This window comes from Gordonia terrae, from assembly GCF_001698225.1.
In the GTDB taxonomy this organism is placed as follows: Bacteria; Actinomycetota; Actinomycetes; order Mycobacteriales; family Mycobacteriaceae; genus Gordonia; species Gordonia terrae.
The window spans coordinates 539,776-563,595 of sequence record NZ_CP016594.1 but is presented as its reverse complement, the minus strand read 5'-3'; the positions used below and the strand labels follow the sequence as shown (position 1 = coordinate 563,595).

At 65.8% G+C, this 23,820-nt stretch carries 20 protein-coding genes; 9 read left to right on the top strand and 11 right to left on the bottom strand.

All coding sequences use genetic code 11. The features are described from left to right. Window positions 1-1,014 (bottom strand): ABC transporter substrate-binding protein, encoded by a 1,014-nt coding sequence (locus tag BCM27_RS02575; RefSeq protein WP_004021505.1) that lies wholly within the window; start codon window positions 1,012-1,014, stop codon window positions 1-3. Between the two features lie 212 nt (window positions 1,015-1,226). Between BCM27_RS02575 and BCM27_RS02570 the strand changes: the two genes are divergently transcribed. From BCM27_RS02570 to BCM27_RS02560, 3 genes are all read left to right on the top strand, one after another. Beyond that, window positions 1,227-2,003: an SDR family NAD(P)-dependent oxidoreductase gene (locus tag BCM27_RS02570; RefSeq protein ID WP_004021504.1), complete on the top strand. Its 777-nt coding sequence runs from the start codon at window positions 1,227-1,229 to the stop codon at window positions 2,001-2,003. 89 nt (window positions 2,004-2,092) lie between these two features. Next, on the top strand, window positions 2,093-3,925 hold the full coding sequence (locus BCM27_RS02565) for an FAD-dependent oxidoreductase (protein ID WP_099049335.1): 1,833 nt from the start codon (window positions 2,093-2,095) through the stop codon (window positions 3,923-3,925). A gap of 19 nt (window positions 3,926-3,944) precedes the next feature. Further along, on the top strand, window positions 3,945-4,934 hold the full coding sequence (locus BCM27_RS02560) for an enoyl-CoA hydratase/isomerase family protein (protein WP_004021636.1): 990 nt from the start codon (window positions 3,945-3,947) through the stop codon (window positions 4,932-4,934). A gap of 8 nt (window positions 4,935-4,942) precedes the next feature. On the opposite strand, the gene BCM27_RS02555 is transcribed toward BCM27_RS02560, so the two are convergent. From BCM27_RS02555 to BCM27_RS02545, 3 genes are all read right to left on the bottom strand, one after another. Further along, a complete protein-coding gene (locus BCM27_RS02555; protein WP_004021635.1) occupies window positions 4,943-6,313 on the bottom strand; it encodes a hypothetical protein in 1,371 nt (456 codons plus the stop codon). Window positions 6,314-6,433: 120 nt separating this feature from the next. Continuing rightward, on the bottom strand, window positions 6,434-6,685 hold the full coding sequence (locus BCM27_RS02550) for a hypothetical protein (protein ID WP_004021634.1): 252 nt from the start codon (window positions 6,683-6,685) through the stop codon (window positions 6,434-6,436). Window positions 6,686-6,697: 12 nt separating this feature from the next. Then, a complete protein-coding gene (locus BCM27_RS02545) occupies window positions 6,698-7,873 on the bottom strand; it encodes an amidohydrolase family protein (RefSeq protein ID WP_004021633.1) in 1,176 nt (391 codons plus the stop codon). Window positions 7,874-8,403: 530 nt separating this feature from the next. On the opposite strand from BCM27_RS02545, the gene BCM27_RS02540 reads away from it, so the two are divergent. The 3 genes from BCM27_RS02540 to BCM27_RS02530 are packed head-to-tail and all read left to right on the top strand — an operon-like array spanning window position 8,404 to window position 11,672. Next, a complete protein-coding gene (locus BCM27_RS02540; RefSeq protein ID WP_004021632.1) occupies window positions 8,404-9,315 on the top strand; it encodes an alpha/beta fold hydrolase in 912 nt (303 codons plus the stop codon). Then, entirely contained in the window at window positions 9,312-10,025 is a 714-nt protein-coding gene (locus tag BCM27_RS02535; RefSeq protein WP_004021631.1) for an enoyl-CoA hydratase/isomerase family protein, read from the top strand. The genes BCM27_RS02540 and BCM27_RS02535 overlap by 4 nt, the downstream gene beginning before the upstream one ends. Before the next feature lie 18 nt (window positions 10,026-10,043). After that, on the top strand, window positions 10,044-11,672 hold the full coding sequence (locus tag BCM27_RS02530) for a long-chain-fatty-acid--CoA ligase (RefSeq protein WP_004021630.1): 1,629 nt from the start codon (window positions 10,044-10,046) through the stop codon (window positions 11,670-11,672). A gap of 141 nt (window positions 11,673-11,813) precedes the next feature. Here the strand turns inward: BCM27_RS02530 and BCM27_RS02525 are convergent, their stop codons facing one another. The 4 genes from BCM27_RS02525 to BCM27_RS02510 all read right to left on the bottom strand — a co-directional run bounded on the left by BCM27_RS02525 (window position 11,814) and on the right by BCM27_RS02510 (window position 16,653). Then, window positions 11,814-13,421 carry an FAD-dependent oxidoreductase gene (locus tag BCM27_RS02525; protein ID WP_306304213.1) on the bottom strand — a complete coding sequence of 536 codons (1,608 nt, stop codon included), beginning with the start codon at window positions 13,419-13,421 and terminating at the stop codon, window positions 11,814-11,816. A gap of 146 nt (window positions 13,422-13,567) precedes the next feature. Then, a complete protein-coding gene (locus BCM27_RS02520; protein ID WP_004021628.1) occupies window positions 13,568-14,611 on the bottom strand; it encodes an ABC transporter substrate-binding protein in 1,044 nt (347 codons plus the stop codon). A gap of 129 nt (window positions 14,612-14,740) precedes the next feature. Further along, the gene (locus BCM27_RS02515) at window positions 14,741-16,135 is read right to left on the bottom strand and encodes a GntP family permease (RefSeq protein ID WP_004021627.1); all 1,395 of its coding nucleotides are present in this window, start codon (window positions 16,133-16,135) and stop codon (window positions 14,741-14,743) included. A gap of 2 nt (window positions 16,136-16,137) precedes the next feature. Beyond that, window positions 16,138-16,653 (bottom strand): gluconokinase, encoded by a 516-nt coding sequence (locus tag BCM27_RS02510; RefSeq protein ID WP_004021626.1) that lies wholly within the window; start codon window positions 16,651-16,653, stop codon window positions 16,138-16,140. A 125-nt stretch (window positions 16,654-16,778) separates the two neighbouring features. Between BCM27_RS02510 and BCM27_RS02505 the strand changes: the two genes are divergently transcribed. Next, entirely contained in the window at window positions 16,779-17,489 is a 711-nt protein-coding gene (locus BCM27_RS02505; protein WP_004021625.1) for a FadR/GntR family transcriptional regulator, read from the top strand. 88 nt (window positions 17,490-17,577) lie between these two features. Here the strand turns inward: BCM27_RS02505 and BCM27_RS02500 are convergent, their stop codons facing one another. Together BCM27_RS02500 and BCM27_RS02495 are read right to left on the bottom strand one after the other, a co-directional pair. Further along, a complete protein-coding gene (locus BCM27_RS02500; protein ID WP_004021624.1) occupies window positions 17,578-18,603 on the bottom strand; it encodes an aspartate-semialdehyde dehydrogenase in 1,026 nt (341 codons plus the stop codon). A 2-nt stretch (window positions 18,604-18,605) separates the two neighbouring features. Continuing rightward, window positions 18,606-19,871 carry an aspartate kinase gene (locus BCM27_RS02495; protein WP_004021623.1) on the bottom strand — a complete coding sequence of 422 codons (1,266 nt, stop codon included), beginning with the start codon at window positions 19,869-19,871 and terminating at the stop codon, window positions 18,606-18,608. 149 nt (window positions 19,872-20,020) lie between these two features. On the opposite strand from BCM27_RS02495, the gene BCM27_RS02490 reads away from it, so the two are divergent. Continuing rightward, on the top strand, window positions 20,021-21,334 hold the full coding sequence (locus tag BCM27_RS02490; protein WP_004021622.1) for a hypothetical protein: 1,314 nt from the start codon (window positions 20,021-20,023) through the stop codon (window positions 21,332-21,334). A 49-nt stretch (window positions 21,335-21,383) separates the two neighbouring features. Here the strand turns inward: BCM27_RS02490 and BCM27_RS02485 are convergent, their stop codons facing one another. Continuing rightward, complete coding sequence (locus tag BCM27_RS02485; protein ID WP_004021621.1) at window positions 21,384-22,046, bottom strand: TetR/AcrR family transcriptional regulator; 663 nt, start codon at window positions 22,044-22,046, stop codon at window positions 21,384-21,386. Between the two features lie 122 nt (window positions 22,047-22,168). Here BCM27_RS02485 and BCM27_RS02480 point away from each other — a divergent pair, with 122 nt between their 5' ends. Continuing rightward, a complete protein-coding gene (locus tag BCM27_RS02480) occupies window positions 22,169-23,782 on the top strand; it encodes an MFS transporter (protein WP_004021620.1) in 1,614 nt (537 codons plus the stop codon). Window positions 23,783-23,820 lie beyond the last annotated feature (38 nt).

Genomic DNA, 23,820 nt, shown 5'->3' with positions numbered 1-23,820 from the left:
TCAACGTCCGACCGTGTTCACGAGAGTCGAGGCGTCGAGCCGGGGCTCGGGCTTCACGATGCCGAGTTCGACGTATTTGTCGAACGTCCGCTGGATGACATCTGTCGACAGGTCGGCCGAGTAGCCCCGATCGTAAGTTGCCAGGACTGCATCAGCGACCTTCTCGTCGGTGATCCCGCTGTCCTTCATCGATATCTGCCGGACCTCGTCTCGGTTGGCCGGATCCTTGATGTAGTCGAGGGCGGTGGCCGTCGCGTCACAGAACCCCTTGGCGGTCTCCGCGTTGTCCTGGAGCCAGGCGGTCGGGCCGACCCACGGGCTGCCGTACATCTGGCCATAGAGTTCGCTGTGATCGGGCAGGTAGATCAGCTCTTTGGCCACGCCGGTTCCGACCAACTGCTGCGTTCCCGACGGACTCGACTGCGCGACATCGACGCTGCCGTTCTGCAGCGATGCCTGCGTGACCGAGTTACTGCCGCCGACATTGACCCAGGTCAGGTCCGTCGCGCCGCCTTCGGTCAGCGCGTCCTCGAGCATGACCTGGAAACCACTGCCGACCGGAGTCTGTGCGCCGACCTTGCGGCCCTTGATCGCGTCGAAGACCTGATCCGGAGATGCCCCTTCGGACACCGACGGCAACGGGGAGTCTGCCGATGCGACGATCGAGGACTGCGTGACATCGATTCCACCGCAGAACGCCTGCACCTGGCTGCCGGCCTGGATGCCCTGCGCGAAAGTCGAAGTGCCCATCATGCCGGCTTGGGATTTGGTCGCCTCGAGCGCCTGGATGCCCTGCAGATTGTTGGGCTGCGCGATCACATTGATGCTCACGCCCTCGTCAGCGAAGAAGCCCTTCTCCTGGGCCACAATCACCGGAAGGCGGTAGGCGACGCTCGGGAACATCATGACCTGCATGGCCCCTGCGTCTCCCGAACTGCCGCCGCTTCCGCATGCGGCGATGCCAACGGCTACCGCTGCGGTGCCGACGAGCGCCGTCAGTTTTTTCCAGCTCATGAGCGTCCTTCCAAGGTGGCTGTACGTCGCATCACTATGGCGACTGTCACATCAAAGTGTTTATCATGAGGAATAGGTTGTCAAGCCGCGTCACAGTTCGGATCGCTCGAGATGGAGATCACACCCTCTGCGAGACAGTCGAGGTCACAGGCTTCTCGGGACAACCTCTCGGACCCATAGTGCGAAGTTTCCTTCGCAGACAGGAGCACCACATGACACACACCGGACACCGATCCGAGATGGACGGTCGCGTCGCGATCGTCACCGGCGGAGGTTCTGGAATGGGCGCCGCGACTGCCCGGCTTCTCGCCTCTTCCGGGGCGCGGGTCCTCATAGCCGACCTCGACGTAGACCGAGGGCAGGCGACAGTCGACGAGATCTCGGCCGGGGGCGGGATTGCGTCTTTCACACGCGTCGACGTGTCGAATGAGGACGACGTCGCGAACATGGTTGCCGTTGCGACTGACCAGTGGGGCCGGCTCGACTGCGCCGTGAACAACGCCGCCATGCCCCCCGACTCGGCGCCGATCGTCGATCTCGACATCGCGACGTTCGACCGTATCGTCGCGGTGAACCTCCGGGCAGTCGCTCTGTGCCTCAAACATGAGCTACGACAGATGGTCTCGCAGAAATCCGGATCGATCGTGAACCTCGGCTCGGTCAGCTCGGTGAAAGCGCGCGCACACAATCCGGCCTACGTCGCGACCAAGCACGGCGTCGTGGGCTTGACCAAGACCGCCGCGCTCGAGCACGGCCGGGATCAGATCCGCGTCAACGCGGTTCTACCCGGCGGCATCGACACGCCGATGATTCGCGCCGCGCGAGCGGCGTCGGGAGTCACGCCTCCCGACGAATTCGGCCTCAGCCTGTTCGGGCGCCTGGGCACTCCGGACGAGATCGCCGAGGCCTGCTTGTGGCTGTGTTCGGACCGATCGTCATACGTGACCGGGCATTCCCTGGCGGTCGACGCCGGGTACCTCGCCCGCTGACCGAGCCGAAACCCCGCCAGAAATTTGATCATGATGAATAGCGTATGGTGTGAGCCAGCGCATAGTAGAGAGAGTCAGTGAGGGGCCTCATGAAGCTGAACAATCGTACCTCTGCACCTCGAGGAAGAGTCGGCTCAGCCGCCGAACTCGACGTTCCCACCGAGATCGACGTCATCGTCGTCGGTTCCGGTGCCTCAGGCATGGCCGCAGCGTTGAGCGCAGCAGCAAAGGGGGCCGCCGTCCTGGTTCTGGAATCCGAGGACCTCGTCGGCGGCACTTCCGCGATCTCCGGTGGCGCCATCTGGGTCCCGAACCACCAGTACTCCTATGGCGCGCTCGGTACCTCGGATTCTCGCGAGGAGGGCCGCGTCTATCTTCTCGGAGAGGGCCGTGACGCCACTCTCGACACCAAGGTCATCGACACCTTCCTCGATACCGCGCCGGCCGTTGCGCACTTCGTCGAAGAGCGAACAGGTCTGCGGTGGATACCGGTCGCCTGGCCGGACTACACCTCGGACATCCGTGGGGCGTCGAATTTCCGTGCCCTGTTCCCCGCGCCGTGGTCGCCCGTAGGGCTCGGTGACGACACGTCGGTGGTGCGTCCGCCGAAGAAGTCCGGCATGGCGCGCAATCCGCTGCCGCTCTGGCTGATGAACGGCATCCAGAGTGTGTGGCTCGGCGGATATGCACTGATCGGGGCGCTACTGGAGGGATGTCTCGACCTCGGAGTGCAGGTCCGCACCCGCAGCCGCGTGACCCGCCTGGTGACCGAAGCCGGAGTCGTCACCGGCGTCGAGATCCAGACCGCCGGCGGCGACACGACGATATCGGCGCGGCGCGGCGTCATCCTCGCCTCGGGAGGTTTCGAGGGCTCGACCGATCTGACGTCCAAATACCTGGGAGGTGAATTCCCCGTCCAGGTCAGCGTCAAGGGCCATGTCGGGGACGCCGTGCAGATGGTGACCGATGTCGGTGCCGATCTCGTCGGCATGGACCAGGCCTGGTGGATGCCCGGCATCCAGGTACCCGGGGAGGAACTGGACGGTAGGCCCATCAGTCGCCTGGTCCAGGGCGAACGCGCACTCCCGCACACGATCATGGTCAATCGACACGGCCAACGGTTCGGCAACGAGGCGGCGTCGTACAACGACCTCGGCGCAGTCATGCGCGCTGCCGATCCCGAGAGCGGCGAAATGGTCAACGAGACCGCCTGGATGATCTTCGACGAGTACTACCACGAGCGCTACGCCTTCCTCGGCACCCAGCCGGGTGGGGAGTACCCGCCCAACGTGGAGTCCGCGCCCACCCTCGAGGCACTTGCACGCAAGTGCGGAATCGACCCGGCCGGCCTTGCCGAGACCGTCCGCGACTTCAACCCGGAGGCAGCGAAGGGACGCGATCCGTGGTTCGGTCGCGGCACGACGACCTTTGAGCGGTTCTTCGGAGACCACAACCCCTTCTTGGGAAGACTGTCGTGGAACGCATGGTCGCCACGTCTGGCCGAGCGCAGTCGCGCCACCCTCGCGAAGCTGATCGGCCCGATCGCCGGTTTCGTGATGGCCCATTTCTCCCGCTCCCGGCGAGGGGACCTCATGCGCCGATGCCTGGTGCGTCCACTCGCGATGATCATGCGACCCGCCCTGAAGAATCCGGCCTCGGGAGCGCTGGGCCCGATCGATCGGCCTCCGTACTACGCGGTCAAGGTCGAGGCGAGTGCGATCGGCACACTGGGTGGCCCACGCACCGATGAGAAGGGGCGCGTCCTCAATCTCGAGGGCGACCCGATCCAAGGGCTCTACGCTGCCGGGAATGTCGGCGGCGCAACCACTCTCGGATTCTACGGCGGCGCCGGTGGCACCATCGTGCTCGGTGTCGTGTTCGGCTACCTCGCCGGCGAAGACGCCGCCTCGCGGCCGGTGTGAGAGGAAGACCGCGACGACGATGGACGACCTCGACACGTCTCTGACGGTCGTCGACCTGGACGGTCTCGACGCGCCGCCGGACGAGCACGACTCGTTCGGCGGCATCGTCGTCGCCGTGAGTCCCAGTGGATCGGTGCCCCCCGGCTCCGTCGCCGATGCCTGGGCCGATCACGCCTCGTTCACGCTCACCGAGCAGTCGGGCGACGATCCGCGTCTGGTGGTCGTCGACTCGATCACCGACAGCCTCGAGAGTGTTCGCGCCACGATCTCGGCAAACCCGGTGGCAGCGAGGGTCTGCGACGACGTGTTGCGCGTGAACACCCCCGGTACCGGCACTCGGCGGGGGCTGACCACCGAATCACTCGCCTACTCCACGCTGCAGGCGGGTCCTGAGTTCGCCCGCTGGCTGGCGGAGAAGGGCCACTGCGCACCACACGTGCAAGTTGACGCCGTGCTACTCCACCGCCACGACGACGCCCTGACGATCACGTTCAACCGACCCGATCGACACAACGCGTTCAGCAACGCCCTGCGCTCGGGACTCATCGACGGCCTGGAGGTCGCCCTCACCGACGAGTCCATCGCCTCGGTCGTGTTCACCGGCAGTGGTCGATCCTTCTGTAGCGGAGGGGATCTCGTCGAGTTCGGACTACTCGATGATCCCGCCGCCGCGCACCTCGCTCGCACAAAGTACAGCCCCGCCCTGCTCCTCGACGCGGTTCGCACACGACTCGGAACCCGACTCCGCGCGCACGTCCACGGCGCAGTCCTCGGCAGTGGTCTCGAGATGGCAGCATACTGCGGGACCATCGTCGCCCGTCCCGACGCCGTGTTCGGACTGCCCGAGCTGGGTCTCGGCCTCATTCCCGGCGCCGGCGGTACGGTCAGCATCCCGCGCCGGATCGGGAGATGGCGCACCTCGTATCTCGCGATGTCCGGGCTGCGAGTCGGTCCCGCCACCGCGTTGTCCTGGGGGCTGGTCGACGAAGTGGCCGAGGGGGATTGCTGAGAGTCGCTTCAACGCCCCGGCGCGACCTTCAGCATGCGACCGAGAGTCGCCTGCCACAGTGTTCCATCCGCGGTGATCGTTCCGGTCAGTTCGAGGGGTTCGTCGAACGGCGCCGTACCGACCGGCACGGTCGCCACCCGCCGCCCCGTCTCGAAGTCGGTTGCGAGGTAGACGACTTCACCCAGCTGTTGGGGCCGACCCGGCTCGAGAGGTCCGTACCCGATCGCATGGATCAGACCATCCGCACGAGACAGTTTGGGCAACGTGGCAATCCGGCCGCGGTTCTCCCAGACGCGTCGGCAACCGCTTTCACCGACGTCGATGCGGGTCGCTCCGCCGACGAACGGGGCAACGTCCGGCACCGCACGACCCCGCACCGCCATCGGCGGGTACTGATAACCGTATGTACTGGGGATGACCAATGAGTTCCCCCACGCCATCGGCGAGTTCTCGGTGCCCGGACCCGAAGTCGAAAACGCCTGCAAACTACAGACTTCGGTGCCGTCGTCGCTGCGCAGCACCCGAAGTCGCGGCGGCTCCGCGTTGTCGACCATCGCGACCCACCCGTCGCCGCCCGGACCGAAGTACGTCGGTGTCGTCCCCGACCCCCAGGTGAGCTGCCCGGGTTTGCGTGCCGGCCCCCGGTCATAGGCGCGACGCCAGACGACTCGCGGTGCGCCGCCTGCGTCGGCGCGCATCTCGTACAGCGCGTGCGTCGTCAGGATCGACGCGCCGGCCCGCCGGATCGACAGGCCGTTGCCCAGTTCCTCTCCAGCCGGGAGCCGGGTGGACCGCACGATGTCGTGCCGGTCCACCGTCCCGACCACCCCGCCTGTCGTCGCGAACCAGACGCGGCCGTCGAAGTCCGGCGCCAGGCCGGTGATCGCGTCACCTGCCGGGATCGCCTTCCGGACGTCGACCCGATGGTCGACGTAGACCTGCCATCCGGTGGCCGTCTTCGCGTGCGCGACACGGAGAATCGAATTCGAGCCGTCGGCTACGACCACCCGGTCGCGGTCATCGAGGTAGCCGTACACACCGCCGAGCAGACCGCCCTTCGTCAGGTGTGTGGACGCCAGCGGCCGCGCGGTCCGGGGATCGAAGAGGACGACCATCGGAACCGCGAACGCAGGCGGCGACGACCCGACGAACTGCGTGCACAACGCGACGGGCATCCCGTCGCGCCCCACGAACGTCGCCGCGCAGGCGCCGCCGGGGACCGAAGAGGCAGCCAGCCGCGCGCCGGGGCCGGGTCCGCGATGCCGGGTGGAGTCCGTCGAAGCGAGGTCGCCGTGCATGAGCGAGGTGTCGGTCGGCCCGAGTCCCGCGCTCGGCGAGTCCGGTTGTGCCGCTGCGGGATGAGCGAGAGACACGACCATGGCCAGGACCCCGGTTATCGTCGCGGGCCAGACCCGCCTCATCCGTGTCATGAGTGGTCAAGCTACCGGACGCACGGGCCTCCGCCACAGCCCCGCAAGACACTGGCCGGGCAGTACGGGCTATACCTGTATGCGCGCCAGCTCGGTCGGTCCCGCCGTGATGCTCTCCAGGCACTTGGACAACGTGTCCAATCGGCGTTCGAGCCGGTGTCGGACCTGTTCGTCACGCTCGCCCTCGAGGCTGACCGTGAGGTTCTGTTGCTCTTCTCTCACACGGTCGGCTGCCTCGTCGATCGTCAGCAGATCTTGTTCGTCCCAGTCTGACTTCATGCTCTCGTCGAGCGTTTGCTCTTGCTTGGGGTCGGCCATCATGATGTCGTCACCTCACAGTCTCGGGAATCGGAAGAGTTCCCGAGCATTCATTTCCACGATCTGCTCGACCTCCGGCGACGGGACTTTGTCGAACATCTCAGAGACGATCTTGCGGCTGTTGGGCCAATACGAATCCGAATGCGGGTAGTCGCATTCCCAGGTCAGTCGGTCGATCCCGATCGCATGACGGTTGTCAACACCGAACTGATCGACGATGAAACACCCCCAGATGTTGCGACGGAAGATCTCCGACGGCGGCACTTCCTGATTGATGTTCTGGTAGAAGCGATGGCGCTCCCAGACCTGGTCCGCGCGTTCGAGGAGCCAGGGCACCCAGCCCACCCCACCTTCGGAGAGGGAGACCTTGAGAGACGGGAACTTGTGCAGCATCGGCGAGTAGAGAAGATCGGCCATCGCGGCCATCGAGTTCGTCCCCATCAGCGTCGTCATCACCGCCATCGGCGCATCGTCCGACGTCAGGGTGACCTGTCCGGAGGTCCCGAAATGCAGGCACACGACGATCCCCGCCTCTTGAAGTCGCGCCCACAGTGGGTCCCAGTGGTTGCTGTGTAGTGACGGATGCCCGAGTTTCGAGGGATTCTCGGGGAACGAGATGGCGCGGATGTTGTGGTCTGCGACGCGGTCCAACTCCGCCAACGCCTGGTCGAGGTCCCAGAACGGGAGGATGACCATCGGGATGAAGCGGTCCGGATAAGCGGCGCACCACTCCTCCAAGACGTAATCGTTCCACGCCATGACGCACTGCCGCGCCAGTTCCCGGTCGTCGAGGGTGCCGAACAACGTCCCCGCGAACCGCGGAAACGAGGGGAAGAGCATGGCTGCCTGTACACCGTCCACATCCATGTCGAGAACACGCGCCTTGGGGTCGTAACACCCGGGGATCATTTCCTCGAATCGCACCGGGTCGGTCCCCACCTGATCACGCGGCTTTCCCGCAACAGCGTTCAGGCCCAGCTGCGCGTAGACCTTGCCCTCGAGAGTCCAGACCTGACGCCCTTTCGAGACCGATTGACCGAAGCCGTACTGGTCCTTCTCGGTGCCCGTCGATTCGATGATCCGCGGGCCTGCCTCCCTGAATCTCGTCGGCAGCCGATCCTGCCAGACGTTCGGGCGTTCGATCAGGTGGTCATCTACAGAAACGAGTTGAACGTGGTCTTCGAGCGGCATCTGCGAACTCCCAGTCGGTCTTTATTTCTCATGATGATTGTGATGGAACGTTACTTTAATCACGTTGTCGGGCCATGTCAACGGCTCACCCACCGGCATTCAGTCATCGAACCACTCAGGTACACCGCACCGGATTTCTCGTGATTGGTTGTCGAACAACACTTTTGACGTCAGTGTCGTCACCTCACGCGAAGGCTGACCCTTGACCCCAGATCCTCATGATGAAATGATCGCGTTTAGTGGTGACCACAGTCACGCGCGATGGGTCTTGACGGCCCGAGGAGGACCATTGGCAGCGCAAGGCCGGCGGTGTGCGCGCAGACCGGCCATGTCATTGAGAGCCGAGAACGAGCACGCCCACCCGGTTCGCCACCATCCACATCGCGGTGATGTTCAGACGAATCGGTTTGTCGCTCTCGTCCGTTCGCCGACCAGACAGTCTCACCCGCCTAGGCCGCAGAACCTGCGAATCCACTACACGTCCACTTGCTTCACGCCGACCCACAGATGCTCACAAGCAAAGGAAGCCAATGGGAATCGATGCACCCGCACCGCAATCACAGATCTTCTCGGTCATTACTGACGACGGCGTCCGCCTCGAAGGCGAGGTGTGGGAGAAGGAGGGCACCGCAACTGTGGTGCTACTACACGGAATCGGTCAGAGCCGTCATTCGTGGAGACGCGCGGCAAAGGCGCTGGCAGCAGCCGATCTCCAGGTGGTCACCTACGACTTGAGGGGACACGGGAACTCCGACTGGTCGAAGAACGCCGACTACAGCCGGGCTCGGGCGGGAGCCGACCTGCGCACGGTGGTGGAGGCATTGGCGCTCGACGCTGTGGCGCCGCCGGTCCTGGGTGGATTCTCATACGGAGGTGACGTCGCGCTCACCTACGCTGCGTGCGGCCACCGAGTCGCGGGGATCGCACTGGTGGACGTCGCTCCTCATGTCGATGAGGACGGGAACGACGAGATCCAAGACTTCCTCGCGCGCAGCACAGCAGGTTTCGCAACCCTCGATGAGGTGGCGGCAAGTGTGGCGGAGTTGAACGGAGACGCGACGCCCGCCCCCGGAGCGGCCATGGAACGGCATGTCCGAAGAGACGGTGGCACATTGTTCTGGAAGTGGGATCCCAATGTCTTCGACCTCGATATCGATCTCGAACTACGAGAGCGAGAACTCAACGAAGCCGTGACGGCAACATCCCGAACACCTCTCATACTCGTGCGCGGCGGGATGTCAACGATGCTGAGTGACGAGTCGGTGCGTCGCCTCCTCGCAGTTCGACCGGACACCGAGTACGTCAATGTAGAGGGCGCAGGACATTCGGCGTCCGGAGGCACCAACGATGCATTTCTCAGCGTCGTCACCGGCTTCTGTCGTGAGGTGACCGTGCCTGACCGCGAAACCACACCTGCGACCACGCAAGGACCGATCCGATGACCAACACACCTCTGGGGAACCGCACCGAGCTTCCGCCGCACGTGGCGCTGGTAGACCTGCTACCAGTCGAATCGTCACAACCTTGCTTCCGGCGAGACGATTTCAGAGCATTGACGGAGGCGGTGGAAGCAGCCGCCGACCAGCGCAAGAGGGCAGTTGTCATCCGGTCGATCAGACCCGAACAGTTCTGCGTGGGCGCCGATCTCGAGGACGCTCAGCAATATGCGCAGGACCCGCGTGAGTACATCGCCGAGGTCAACGCGTGCTGGACCACCATCGAACGCACTGGCGTTGCCGTCATAGTCGCCGTCGACGGGCCTGCTGTGGGGGCCGGGTTCGAATTGTGCCTGTGCGCCGACCAGGTCATCGCCTCCGACCGTGCGTGGTTCAGCTTCCCCGAGGTGCGGTTCGGACTGCCCGCGCTGAGCGCCGCCCGCCGACTCGAAGGCGTCGTGGGAAGGTTACAAGCACGACGAATACTGTTGTCCGGTAGCCGAATCGGGTCTTCCGAGGCCCTCGGTCTGGGGTTGGTCTCCCAGGTTGTGTCCCCTCCGGAACTGGAGGCCACTGCCATCACCCTGGCCGACAGCTTCGCACGGAGCGGCGTTGCGGCAATGGCCGCACTCAAGGATGTCTTGAGCACCGAAGTGCCCGACCCGGATGTCACGTCACTGTGGTTCCGGCGCGCACTCGGTGCAACCCCGAGCTGAATCCTCACGGAGGCCACCATGATCAGCAACACCATGCAGGAATTCAGTCTCGCTGTGAACGCGATATTCGAGCACGGGCGTCGAGTTCACGCCGACGCCGAGGTCGTCTCCTACCGGGACGGGGTGGCAACAGTTCGAACTTTCGCCGATATCGGTGACGAATCCGACTCGTTGGCGGCAGTTCTGGACGCCTTGCGAGTTGCCCCTGGCGAGTGCGTCGCGACGATGATGTGGAACCACTCCGAGCACCTTTCCACCTACTTCGGGGTGACGTGCTCGGGGCGGGTTCTGCACCCGCTCAACCCGCGGTTGCCGGTCGAACAGCTCGCACACATGATTCACGAAGCACAGGACAGAGTCCTCATCGTGGACTCCCACTTCAGCGACATGATCGGGCCTATGACGGCGGGAGATTCGACGATCGAGCACGTGATCGTCGTGAACCCATCCGATGACAGTCCCCCCGAATGGCTCGACTTCGACAAACTCGTGGTCGAATCGTCACGGGACCGGGCGCCTCGAGTCATCGACGAGCACTCCGCGGCGGTGCTGTGCTACACCAGCGGCACCTCGGGCTCCCCCAAAGGCGTCGTGTACAGCCATCGTGCCATCTTCCTGCACACTTTCGCGATCAGCATGCCCAACGTGTATTCGATCGGGGAGTCGGACTCGGTGCTGGTTTCCGTCGCGATCTACCACACCAACGCCGCCAGTCTGCACCTGGCCGCGTGGATGGCAGGTGCACGGATCGTGCTGCCGGGCCGGCATTTACAGCCCGAGCCGATGGCTCACATGATCGAACGTGAGAGAGTGACTCTTGCGGTCGGCGTCGTCACACTCTGGAGTGACCTCCTCGGCCGTTGGCAGGACGACGCTGCAGATCTCTCGAGCCTGCGTCTGATCGTGTCCGGAGGTTCCGCGGCACCTCGCGACATCATCGAGTTCTACCGGGCGCGGGGTGTTCCCATGATCCAGGGGTGGGGCATGACCGAATCTCTCGGCATCTGCAGCATGGGCCATCCGCCGAGCCGACTCCCCGAGGGAGATCAGTTCACATACCTCGCCATGGCGGGCAGGGTCATTCCCGGGGTCCAGCTTCGTGTTCTCGATGTGGAGACCGGCGACGAGCTCCCCTTCGACGGTCAGAGCTCCGGCGAACTGTCCGTGCGCGGACCGTGGGTGGCCGCCCGGTACTTTGGTCAGTCTCCCGGCGACGACGACTGGTTCCCCACCGGCGACATCGGTTCGGTCACGCACAATGGTTACGTACGAATCACCGACCGGATCAAAGACGTCATCAAATCCGGTGGTGAGTGGATCTCGTCGATCGATCTCGAGAATGCGATCCGGACCCACCCCGACGTCGAGGACGTCGCGGTGATCGGCGTCGACGACAGCCGTTGGCAGGAGCGGCCCTTGGCCGTCGTCGTGACACGTGCTGGGAGCCGATTCGATCCTGAGGCCCTGAGCGCGTGGACGTCTGACCGGGTGGCCAGGTGGTGGGTACCCGAGCGCTGGTCATCGGCAGACAGCCTGCCGCGCACGGTGGTCGGCAAGCTGGACAAACGGTCTCTTCACTCCCGGTATGGAACCGGTCAATTGAACGTGATCACCGTTCACCCGTTGTCGCCAACCGGCTCGAACTGACGACCTCCGACTGCGAGGACACCCTTGCTCTCTCGCAGTCGGAGGTGCCGCCTGCAATTCATCGTCGTGACCGAGCAGATGTCCGTTGACCCCGAGGGCAAGGCGCCGATGCGCTTCGATCACAATCGACGGAGCGGCCGATCATCCTGCCGCGCGCTGGGCAGCGTGCCTCCCGGCGAGATGGCCGAAGACGAGTCCACATGCGAGGGTGCCCCCGCCTCCGCCATATGTCATTCCGAGTGGCGACGCCATCACATTCCCCGCAGCGTACAAACCTGGAATGACCTCGCCGTCCACGTCGAGCACCTCGCCGTCGGGGCCCGTACGCGGACCACCCCGGGTTCCGAGTGCACCCGCATGGACTTCGATGGCGTAGTACGGAGCCGAGTCGACGGGCCCGAGTGTTGCTGCAGGCGTGCCCTTGTACGCCGGGTCACCCCACCAGTTGTCGTGCGCACTGCTTCCCCGGTGAAAGTCCGGGTCCACCAGATCGATGCAGTGTTTGTTCCAGAGGTCTACGGTCTCTTCGAGCGCGTCGCTCGGGACACCGATCTTCGCAGCCAGCCCCGCGATCGTATCCGCGCTGGTGAGCCACTCGTAACCGGCGTCGCCAGGGGCATGTTTCGCAAAGCCATACCGTCTCAGGAACTCTGCGTCGAAGATCATGTACGCGGGTAGGTTTGCGTACTCGAATGTGTGCGCGTCCATGACGTGGAACGCAGCACCGGCGGAATTGTAATTCGCCGCCTCGTTCGTGAATCGACGGCCTGCCCCGTTGACCATGATCGAATGCGGCTTCGTGCGGTCGGCCTGTATGAGGTAGGCGTAGGTGTCACCCTCCTCGTTCTCGACGTCGGCAATCGGTACCCACCACGCCTCACGCATGTTCGCGAGCGCCGCGCCGATCCGCATACTCATCCGCAGTCCGTCGCCGGTGTTCGTCGGCAGCGAGACTGTCCGAGTCAGAGGACCACGCAGAAAGCTGCGAACGAACTGTGAATCCCATTCGAAGCCACCGGTTGCGAGGACGACCCCGCCAGACGCCCGTATGTCGAGTTCACCGTCGGGCCCCTCGACTGTCACACCCACCACGGTTCCGTCCTCGACGATCAAACGCCTCCCCGCCGTCGACGTGACCGGTACCAAGCCGCGGTCGAGGCACCCTCGGAGGAGTCGCCCGACCAAACTCTGCCCGACACCCCTCAGGTTTCCGGCTTTCCGCCGTGCGAGTTCGCCGGGATCAAGGCGCACCGGGATCGGCGATCCGATGGGGGTCTCGCTCATTCGGAAGTATGGTTTGGCGTTCTGTGCTCCAACCGTGACCCGTTCGGCCCACTCACCGAGTTCTCCGAACGGGTACAGGTCACACTCGAGACTCCTTCCGCCAGTAACGCAACCACCCGGGTGCTCCGGGTGATAGTCGGGCATCCCGTCGACAATCGTGAACTGCACCGGTGTGTTGGCCTCGAGCCACCGGATCACTTCGGGTCCGTTCACGAGAAAGGACTCGGCCAGCGAGTCCTCGATCATCCCGTGCGACATCGACGTCAGGTACCGCCGTGCGTCGTCCACATTGTCTGCGATCCCCTTCGAGCGCATATGCGGGTTGTTCGGGATCCACACCATGCCACCGGACCAGGCGCTGGTCCCGCCGACCTTGTCGCCCTTCTCCACCAACGCAACGCTCGCACCGTAGGACGCCGCGGTGACGGCCGCCGCCAGACCAGCTGCGCCGGTCCCGAGGACCACCACATCCACTCTCTGCGATCGCCTCTGGGGTTCGACATGGCGAGGTTGTGACGACATGGGTGCTCCTCTGTCGGGAATCGGTTGTGCTGTAACGGCATCAGTTGCTAGATCGTGGACGACGCGCAGGCTCCGGCCCACCCCGGCGACTACTGACCTGAGGGCGCAGACAAGTCCGTGACCAGTGATTCGTATGTGACCGGAGGACTGGCCTTGGCGATGCCAGCATCCACGTACCCCTCGAGCGTCGCGCGGAAGCGATCAGCCGGCAGTGCGGTCGAGTACGGCTTGTAGACCGTCTCCAGCACCGACTGAGCGATGTTCTCCGGAATCTTGGTGTCTTGCATCAGAATCTGCTTCACATCGTCAGCATTCGCGGGGTCCTGCACATAATCGATACCCTTCTGCACCCCAGCACAGAAGTCTTTCGCGGTATCGGCATTTGATTCCACCCATGAGGTCGGAGCCGCCCAAGCGCTACCATAGTAGTCCTTGAACGTGCTGGGGCCGTCGGGAAGATACTCCAGTGCCTCCTGCTTTCCGGAGTCCTCGAGGAACTGTGTGGCCGGTGGTGATGCGATCGCGAAATCAACACTGCCGCTGTCGAGTGCCGCGCCATTACTCGCATTGCCCGCACCCATGTTGACCCACGTGATGTCGGTGACCCCCGCCTCCTCGAACGCTGCGGCTGTCAACAGCTGAAACCCCGACCCGACCGGCGCCTGCACGCCGACCCGCTTGCCCTGAGCCGATTTCATCACTTCCTGCCAAGACGCGCCTCCGGTCGTACTCGGATAGTCCGAATCGACATTGGCCATCAGACTCGACTGGACCTCCATGACCAGCCCGCAGAACATCTTCAGATCCTGCCCGGCCTGAATCGCTTGGACCGCAGTGGCGACCGAGAGTTGGCCCGCATCAGATTTCGTCGACGCAATCCCTTGCGCGCCAGTCATGTTGTTGGGTTGGGGGATGTCTTCGATCTGAATGTTCAGCTCATCGAAGAACCCTTTCTCCTCCGCGACCATCACCGGCAACCGGTAGGCCACCGCAGGAGTCATCATGACCTTGACGAGACGTGACTGCCCGTCTGCCGCGGCAGCCCGGGAAGAGTCAGAACCACCGCACGCAGTCGTGGCCAGCGCAACGGTTGCCGCCAACGCGGCCACGATATGGCGTTTCTTCACAACCATCAGTCAGTCTCCCGAGAGTTTCCGAATGTGACGCTCGCCACGTTGGCCAGTATTCGTCATGAGGTTTCGGAAAGTCAAGGGTCGCCACCGAGTCCGGCCGGAGGCCGCGACGATCGGCGAAGGTTGACGTCAGATGACCAGGCCGAGAGCGAGTACCACGATCAGTCCGGTCACCGACAGGACGGTCTCCATCATCGACCAGGTCTTGAAGGTCTGGCCGACGGTCATCCCGAAGTACTCCTTCACCAACCAGAAGCCGGCATCGTTGACGTGCGACAGGAACACCGAGCCGGCACCGATCGCCAGGACGACCAGGGAGAGCTCTCCCGAACCCATACCGTCGACCAGTCCGAGGATCAACGACGACGCGGTGATGGTGGCAACCGTCGCCGAACCGGTCGCGAGGCGGATCAGTGCCGCGAGGGTCCAGGCGAGCAGGAGGACGGAGACGTTCGCACCGGTCGCCCAGTCCGCCAGCAGGGTGCCGATGCCCGTGTCGACGAGCACCTCCTTGAATCCGCCACCGGCCGAGACGATCAGCAGGATTCCCGCGATGGCGGGCAGTGCCGCACCCGTGCACTTCGAGATCGTCTCGCGGTCCATCCCGGACCCACGGCCGAGGGTGAACATCGCGACGATCACGGCGATCAGCAGCGCGATCAGCGGGGTGCCGAGGATGTCGAGCACCTTGCGCAGGGGCTGGTCCTCGTCGGCGATGAAGATCTCGGCGATGGCTTTGCCCAGCATCAGCACGACGGGCAGCAGGACGCTGAACATGGTGATCGCGAAAGACGGCCGCTTCGTCGTCGGGCCGTCTGCCGGATCGACGTCGAAGGTCGTCGGGGCGTCGACCGTCACCCATTTCCCGGCGAGCACACCGAACAGCGGTCCGGACACGATGATGGTCGGAATGGCCACCAGCACACCGAGTCCGAGGGTCATGCCCAGGTCGGCGCCGAGAGCGTCGATCGCCACCAGCGGGCCCGGGTGCGGCGGGACGAAACCGTGCATCGCCGAGAGCCCGGCCAGCGCGGGAATGCCGATCGGGATCAGACCGAGTCCCGATCGTCGGGCCACCAGGTAGATCACCGGCATCAGAAGGACGAGACCGATCTCGAAGAACATCGGCAGCCCGATGATGGCGCCGACGAGGGCCATCGCCCACGGCAGCATCCGCGGTGACGCATGACCGACGATCGTGTCGACGATCTCGTCGGCCCCGCCGGAGTCCGCCAGGAGTTTGGCAAACATGGCACCGAGTGCGATCAGGATGCCGACACCCGCTGCGGTGGTGCCGAATCCGGCGGTGAACGACTCGAGGACCGTCGGGATGGACTCACCCGCGACGATGCCGACCGTCGCACCGCCGCCGACGAGCGCGAGGAAGGGGTGGACCTTCGCGATCGTGATCGCGACGACGATGACGGCGATGCCGGCCAGCGCCGCGAGAATGAGTTGCCAACCGGGGGCAACGGGTTCGGGTAGGTCCGCACCGGCGGCGAGGATCGTGGTCGTCGTCGACATCGTCAGCTCTCCTCGCCGTCAACGTGCGTGTCGGGCAGGGACGCGACCAGTTCGTCGACGATGGCGTCCACACTCTGGTCGACGTCGACGGTGAACCCGCGTTCGTCCGCGGTCAGCGGCTCCAGGGTCTCGAACTGCGAGGCGAGCAGTGCCGGGGGCATGAAGTGCCCGGGCCGCGACGCCTGCCGTCGCGAGATGACGTCGACCGAGCCGGCCAGGTGGGCGAACAGTGTCGCCGGCGCGTGCTCGCGGAGGCGGTTCCGGTAGTCGCGCTTGAGTGCGGAACAGCTCATGACGCCACCGCTCTCGTGCTCGGCCAGCCAGACCCCGATCGATTCGAGCCAGGGGCCGCGATCGTCGTCGTCGAGCGGTTGTCCGGCCGACATCTTGGCGATGTTCTCCGCCGGGTGGAAGTCGTCGGCGTCGGCGAACGGCACGCGCAAACGCTGCGCCAGCGCTGCTCCGACCGTCGACTTCCCGGACCCCGACACCCCCATGACGACAATCGGTGATCGCATGTTCACTCCTCACGACATTGTGCTGCTGATCACGTAGGCTGCCTCAATAGTCATACTTTTGCAGGCACGTCCTGCCATTAAGTACGCACATTCGGCCGGACCTCGACTAATGAGAAGATGTAACGGTGAGTCAGGGCACACGAAGCGCACCCGAACGGCACGAGGAGATCCTTGCGGCGATCGGCAGACGAATCGTGTCCGGAGCACAGCCGGCCGGCAGCGTGCTGACCCTCGACTCCATCAGCGCCGAACACGGCGTCTCCCGGACAGTGTCCCGTGAGGTGATCCGGGTACTGGAGTCGATGGGTCTGGTCGAGTCGAGGCGGCGCGTCGGCATCACCATCCAACCGCGGACGCGCTGGAGCGTGTTCGACGCACGGCTGATCCGGTGGCGGCTCGACGGCGGTGAGCGCGCCGAGTTCCTGGCGACACTGTCGGAGTTGCGGCGTGGTTTCGAACCGGTGGCGGCAGCGCTGGCCGCGGAACGCGCGAACGAACACCAGTGCCGCATCCTCGCCGCGGCGGTGTCGGACATGTCGGTGCATGGCCGCACCGGCGACCTCGAGTCATACCTGTTGGCCGACAAGGTCTTCCACCGGACACTGCTCGAGGCGAGCGGCAACGAGATGTTCCGGTCACTCACCGGCGTGGTGAACGAGGTCCTGGCCGGACGCACCCATCACGGGATGATGCCGGCGACCCCCAACCCGGCCGCCATCGCACTGCACGACGACGTGGCCAGAGCAATACGCCTCCGCGACCCGGAGGTCGCGGAGGCGTCGATGCGGGCGATCATCACCGAGGCGGCGGCAGCTGTCTCCGAAGAGACCCCTTAGCTGCCTGAGGTGCGAGCGCAGCGAGCCACCCCTTTGCTGCCTGAGGTGCGAGCGCAGCGAGCCACGAAGGCCGCTCGGGTGGGACCGCTCAGACCAGCAGTTCGGCGATCTGGATGGTGTTGAGCGCAGCGCCTTTTCGGAGGTTGTCCCCCGAGATGAAGAGCGCGAGTCCGCGACCTTCGGGAACACCCGGGTCCTGGCGGATCCGGCCCACGAGCGACGCGTCGTTGCCCGCGGCCGCCAGTGGCGTCGGCACGTCGGCGAGCTCGACACCGGCGGCCGCGCCGAGGATCTCCTGGGCGCGCGCCACCGACAGCGGACTCGCGAACTCGGCGTTGATCGACAGCGAGTGTCCAGTGAACACCGGCACCCGCACGCAGGTGCCGCTCACGAGCAGCTCTGGGAGGCCCAAGATCTTGCGAGACTCGTTGCGCAGCTTCTGATCCTCGTCGGTCTCACCCGAACCGTCGTCGACGAGCGACCCGGCGAGGGGCAGCACGTTGAAGGCGATCGGCGCGACGTACTTGTTCGGCGCCGGGAACTCGACAGCAGATCCGTCGTGGACCAGCTTCTCGGCCTCACCGGCAACAGCACGCACCTGACCGGCGAGTTCCTCGACACCGGCCAGGCCACTGCCCGAGACAGCCTGGTAGCTCGAGACGATCAGTCGCTGGAGGCCGGCCTCGTCGTGCAGCGGCTTGAGGACCGGCATCGCGGCCATGGTGGTGCAGTTGGGGTTGGCGATGATCCCCTTGGGCGGGTTCTTCGCCAGCTCGCCGTTGACCTCCGAGACCACCAGCGGCACATCGGGATCCTTGCGCCACGCCGACGAGTTGTCGATGACGGTCACGCCGGCCGCGGCGAAACGCGGCGCCTGCTCGCGGGACATCGTGGCCCCCGCGGAGAACAGCGCGATGTCCAGACCCGACGGGTCGGCGGTCGAGGCGTCCTCGACGACGATCTCGCCGTCGCCCCACGGCAGCGTCTTGCCTGCCGAACGCGACGACGCGAAGAACCGCACCTCGTCGGCCGGGAAGTTGCGCTGGGCCAACAGGGTTCGCATGACGGCACCGACCTGACCGGTCGCACCCACGACTCCGATACGAACACCCATGGCTATCGCCCCGTTCCGGCGTAGACGACGGCTTCTTCTTCGCCGCCGAGGTCGAATGCGGCGTGCAGGGCGCGCACCGCGTCGTCGAGTTCGGTGTCGCGGCACAGCACCGAGATACGGATCTCCGACGTGGAGATCAACTCGATGTTGACGCCGGCCTCACTGAGCGCCTCACAGAACGTGGCGGTGACGCCGGGATGCGACTTCATGCCCGCACCCACCAGCGAGACCTTGCCGATGTGATCGTCGTAGAGCAGATCGGTGAAGCCGATCTCCTGCTGCAGCCTGGTGAGCTTCTCGACACCGAGCGGTCCGAGCTCGCGCGGCAGGGTGAACGTGATGTCGGTCTTGCCGGTGTCGATCTTCGAGACGTTCTGGAGCACCATGTCGATGTTGATCTCGGCGTCGGCGACGGCACGGAAGACCCGCGCGGCGTAACCGGGCTTGTCGTCGAGCCCGACGACGGTGATCTTGGCCTCGCTGCGATCATGTGCGACGCCGGTGAGAATGGCTTCTTCCACGGGAATGTCCTCCATCGATCCGGTCACCACGGTGCCGGGTTTGGTCGAGTACGACGAGCGCACGTGAACGGGAACGTTGTAGCGACGGGCGTATTCGACGCAGCGCAGCATCAGCACTTTGGCACCGCAGGCGGCCAGTTCGAGCATCTCCTCGAAACTGACGGTGTCCAGCCGGCGGGCGTCGGGCACGATGCGCGGGTCCGCGGAGTAGACGCCGTCGACGTCGGTGTAGATCTCGCAGACATCCGCTTCGAGCGCCGCGGCGAGCGCGACCGCAGTGGTGTCCGAGCCGCCGCGTCCCAGTGTGGTGACGTCTTTGGTGTCCTGCGAGACACCCTGGAAACCGGCGACCAGCACGATCTTGCCCTCGTCGAGGGCGCTGCGGACTCGGCCGGGGGTCACGTCGATGATCTTGGCCTTGCCGTGGCTGCTCGTCGTGATCACGCCGGCCTGCGAGCCGGTGAACGACTGCGCCTGGGCGCCCATCGAGCTGATGGCCATGGCCACGAGCGAGTTCGAGATCCGCTCACCCGAGGTCAACAGCATGTCCATCTCGCGCGCCGGCGGCGCAGGATTGACCTGCTGGGCGAGGTCGAGCAGCTCATCGGTGGTGTCGCCCATCGCGGACACGACCACGACGACGTCGTTGCCCTGCTTCTTGGTCTCGACGATCCGCTCGGCGACGCGACGGATGCGTTCGGCCGTTGCGACCGAGGATCCGCCGTACTTCTGCACCACGAGGGCCACGTCGAGTTACCTCCTGCCGGCCGCGTCGGCCGGACCATAGACGTCAACTTGCCGGGACAACCTTACCGGGACCACGCCCGACGGCCTGACCTGGTCTCCGCGCCACCCATCGGCACCCGGACGATCCGATCCGCCCTAGGATCGCTCGGGTGGCCTCCCCTACCGACGTCGGCGATACCGGAAGCGGCGCCGACGGCCGGACCGGGAGCCGGTCCGACGCGGGTCGTCGACTGCGGACGCTGACCTCGGTGTTCTTCGGTCCGGTCGGCTCGTCGCCCGCCGGCCTCCGCAGACATCGCTGGTGGCTCGACGCGCTGCTCGTCTTCCTCGTCATCCGGGCGATCGGCATCCTGGTCCTGGCCCGATTCGCCGACCTCCGCGGGACCACGCTCGGCGACTCCCTGACGGTGTGGGACGGGCAGTGGATGATCGCGATCGCGACCCACGGTTACGACGGCGTGCCCTACGCCCTCACCGACGCACGGGGGCTGCACACCGTCGACACGGCCTACGCCTTCTTCCCGGGATATCCGTACCTCGTCGGGTTGATCGCGAAGTTGCCCGGGCTGAGCCCGTTCGGTGCCGCCCTCACGGTGAACCTGCTCCTGGGTTGTGTGGCCGCGGTCGGCGCGGCACGCCTGGGCATGGTGTGCGCGCGACGCATGGCCCGCCGGTCACCGGTCGGCCCGGCCCCCGAGCGGGGCACCGGACTCTTCCTGGTGGCGCTGTTCGCGGCGACGCCGATGTCGATCGTGCTGAACATGGCCTACACCGAGGCGCTGTTCTGCGCGCTCGCGGTGTGGGCGCTGGTCGGGGTCCTCGAGAAGCGCTGGCTCCTCGCCGGCGTCGTGGCCGCGATCTGCGGGTTGTGCCGGCCGACGGCGGCGGTCCTGATCGGGGTCGTGATGCTCGCGGCCGTCGTCTTCCTGTGGCAGGCACGCCGAACCACCGTCTCCCGAGGGGCACGGGTCCGCGCGATCGTCGCCATCCTGATCAGCCCCCTCGGCTATCTCGCATACCTCTGCGTGGTGTGGGCGCACACCGGATCACCGACCGGATGGTTCCGAATCCAGACCGAGGGGTGGGACACCCAGTTCGACTGGGGTGAGGCCGCTTTCCGGTTCGTCAACGAGATGCTCGTGCACTCGGCCGAGATCGCACCGGTGGCGACCGCGTGGATCGTCTTGAGCACGCTGGCGATGCTCGGCGTCGCGGTGTGGTCACGGATGCCGTGGCCGGTCCTGCTCTACGGCTCGCTGCTGGTCGCGCAGATCGTGCTGTCGAGCGGGCTGATGATGAGCAGGCCGCGGCTGCTCCTGCCCGCGTTCGTCCTGCTGATCCCGCTGGCGATGGCGCTCGCCCGGATGCGACCGGTCGTCGCCGGCCTGATCGTCGTGCCGGTCGTGGTGGGCAGCTCGTGGTTCGGCGCGCACATGCTCACCGTGTTCCCCCACGCCATGTGACCCCCTTGCCCCTGAGGTTCTGGGGCCCTCTCGTATCGAGGGCCGGGACTCACACCGCAGACGCCGCGAATCCCCGGCAGAGGTAGTCGATCCCGGCGTCGAGCCGCGCGCGGGGATCGAGGAGCCGGCCGGCATCGGGCCGCCCGGCCAGACGGGCGAGGTGCGACGGGACCTCGACCTCGGACTCTCCCGAGATCACCTCGGCGAGTCCGGCGGACGGGAGCAGCGAGTCGTCGTGCAGCAGTTGGTCGCTCACCGCAACCAGCGCCACACCGTGGACGAAACTCCAGACCGACAGCGCCATGTCGGTCGCGCGTTCGATGCCGACGCCGAGTTCCAGGAACCCGGCCGCGAGCCAATCGAGGCACGCCAGCGAATCCTCGCCATAGCTGTGCCGGGGAGACGAGTAGGCGAGGACGACCCATGGGTGCCGCGTGTAGAGCTCCCAGTCGACGTCGACGGCCACCTCGACCCGGGCGCGCCACCCGGGCGCGGTGTCCACCGGGTACGGGAACCGACGTCCCACCTCGGTCGACATCGCCTGCAGCAGCGCGTCCTTGTCCGCGACGTGGCGATAGAGCGACATCGCACCGACCCCGAGTTTCTCGGCAACCCGCCGCATCGACAGCGAGCCGATGCCGTCGTCATCGGCGACGGCGATCGCGGCGTTCACGATCGTCGCGGGCGACAGCTTCGAGGTGTCGGACGTCACTTTCGGGTTCCTCCTGCTCAGAGCGGGAATAAAGCGATTGCGTACAGCGTACTCATCCCCGTACGCTGACCCGCGTACACCGTACGCGTAGGTAGCTGTCGTCTGCCGCGAAGGAGGAAATGATGTCCGCCCAGCTCGACCCGTCGAACCGGCTCCACCCGACCCCGGGTGCCGCCGACCGACGAACGTGGCTGGGACTGGCCGTGCTCACCCTCCCGGTGTTCCTGGTCTCGATGGACGTCTCGGTGCTGTACCTCGCCATTCCGTCGATCACCGACGCGCTCGCGCCGTCCGCGGCCCAGCAGCTGTGGATTCTCGACATCTATGGGTTCCTCATCGCCGGACTGCTCATCACGATGGGCAACGTCGGCGACCGCGTGGGGCGTCGTCGCATCCTGCTCGCCGGCGCCGGCCTCTTCGGCGTCGCCTCGGTCATCGCGGCCTTCGCTCCCACGGCCGGCATCCTGATCGCGGCGCGCGCCCTGATGGGCATCGGCGGCGCGACCCTGCTGCCGTCGAGCCTGTCGCTCATCGCCAACATGTTCCCGGACGCCCGCGAGCGCGGTCGCGCGATCGGCGTGTGGACCGCGGCGTTCGCCGGCGGAAGCGCGGTGGGCCCGGTCATCGGCGGTGTTCTGCTGCACCACTTCTGGTGGGGCGTGGTCTTCCTCATCAACGTTCCGGTGCTCGTCCTGCTCTTCGTCTTCGGCCCGCGCCTGATCCCGGAGTACCGGGCTGCGACCACCGATCCCTTCGACGTCCTCGGCGTCGTGCTCTCGATGGCCGGCATCCTCCCGCTGGTCTACGCGGTCAAGACGGTGGCGAGCGACGGCGCCTCGACCGCCGTGGTCGTCGCGGGCGTGGTGGGTGCGGCTCTGCTCATCGCGTTCCTGCTGCACCAGCGGCGAATCGCGTCCCCCCTCCTCGACCTCAAACTGTTCGGCAACGCGCAGTTCAGCGGCGCGGTCGCCGTCGCGCTGATCGGCATGATGGCCCTCGGCGGCATGTCCTACCTGACCGGCGTCTATCTCCAGTCGGTCATGGGCCACGACGTCCTGGCCGCGGCCATCGCCGGCCTCCCGATGGCCGTCGCGGTGGCGGTGTTCTCGATCGGGGCGACCAGGGTCGCCGCCTTCCTGGGCACCCGGTTGGCCTTCGTCGGTTCCGTCGGCCTCGCGGCGGCGGGCAACCTCGGCATGCTGACCCTCGGCACCTCGTCTCCGGTCTGGGTGTACATCCTGTGCACGACGATCGCGGGCATCGGTTACGGCATCCAGTTCAGCCTGGTCTCCGTCGTGGTCGTCGGTTCGGTGCCCCCGGAACGATCGGGCGCCGCATCCGGTATCTCGGAGACGAGTTTCGAACTCGGCACCGCGATGGGTCTGGCGCTTCTCGGATCGCTGGCCACCCTGGTGTTCCGGGACGGCGATCGCGGCTGGGCGTTCGGCGACACCCTCGGCGAGACGCTGCACCGCTCGTCCGACATGGGTCCGGCCGGCGAGGGTCTGGCCACGGCGGCGAAGCAGTCGTTCGTCGACGGCATGCATGCCGCATCGCTCGCGAGCGGTCTCGCCCTGCTCGTCCTGGGGACGATCCTGCTCGTCGTGATGCGCGACGAGCCGACCGATCCGCAGGCCGAGGTCGCCGACGTGCAGCTGCCCGACGGTGCTGATCCGGTCCCGCTCGCTTCGCTCCCGGCGACCGGTCCCGTCGGCGTGGGACGTACCGAGCCCTGACCGCGGACCGGGACGGCCGCGCGCCACTACCCTCGGGC

What these genes read in the sequence shown, in the direction of transcription:
- BCM27_RS02520 (WP_004021628.1), bottom strand. Translation starts at nt 14,611, where the DNA reads ATGGTTGTGAAGAAACGCCATATCGTGGCCGCGTTGGCGGCAACCGTT.
- BCM27_RS02550 (WP_004021634.1), bottom strand. Translation starts at nt 6,685, where the DNA reads ATGATGGCCGACCCCAAGCAAGAGCAAACGCTCGACGAGAGCATGAAG.
- BCM27_RS02545 (WP_004021633.1), bottom strand. Translation starts at nt 7,873, where the DNA reads ATGCCGCTCGAAGACCACGTTCAACTCGTTTCTGTAGATGACCACCTG.
- BCM27_RS02535 (WP_004021631.1), top strand. Translation starts at nt 9,312, where the DNA reads ATGACCAACACACCTCTGGGGAACCGCACCGAGCTTCCGCCGCACGTG.
- BCM27_RS02500 (WP_004021624.1), bottom strand. Translation starts at nt 18,603, where the DNA reads ATGGGTGTTCGTATCGGAGTCGTGGGTGCGACCGGTCAGGTCGGTGCC.
- BCM27_RS02540 (WP_004021632.1), top strand. Translation starts at nt 8,404, where the DNA reads ATGGGAATCGATGCACCCGCACCGCAATCACAGATCTTCTCGGTCATT.
- BCM27_RS02575 (WP_004021505.1), bottom strand. Translation starts at nt 1,014, where the DNA reads ATGAGCTGGAAAAAACTGACGGCGCTCGTCGGCACCGCAGCGGTAGCC.
- BCM27_RS02515 (WP_004021627.1), bottom strand. Translation starts at nt 16,135, where the DNA reads ATGTCGACGACGACCACGATCCTCGCCGCCGGTGCGGACCTACCCGAA.
- BCM27_RS02480 (WP_004021620.1), top strand. Translation starts at nt 22,169, where the DNA reads ATGTCCGCCCAGCTCGACCCGTCGAACCGGCTCCACCCGACCCCGGGT.
- BCM27_RS02555 (WP_004021635.1), bottom strand. Translation starts at nt 6,313, where the DNA reads ATGGTCGTGTCTCTCGCTCATCCCGCAGCGGCACAACCGGACTCGCCG.
- BCM27_RS02510 (WP_004021626.1), bottom strand. Translation starts at nt 16,653, where the DNA reads ATGCGATCACCGATTGTCGTCATGGGGGTGTCGGGGTCCGGGAAGTCG.
- BCM27_RS02570 (WP_004021504.1), top strand. Translation starts at nt 1,227, where the DNA reads ATGACACACACCGGACACCGATCCGAGATGGACGGTCGCGTCGCGATC.
- BCM27_RS02565 (WP_099049335.1), top strand. Translation starts at nt 2,093, where the DNA reads ATGAAGCTGAACAATCGTACCTCTGCACCTCGAGGAAGAGTCGGCTCA.
- BCM27_RS02560 (WP_004021636.1), top strand. Translation starts at nt 3,945, where the DNA reads ATGGACGACCTCGACACGTCTCTGACGGTCGTCGACCTGGACGGTCTC.
- BCM27_RS02530 (WP_004021630.1), top strand. Translation starts at nt 10,044, where the DNA reads ATGATCAGCAACACCATGCAGGAATTCAGTCTCGCTGTGAACGCGATA.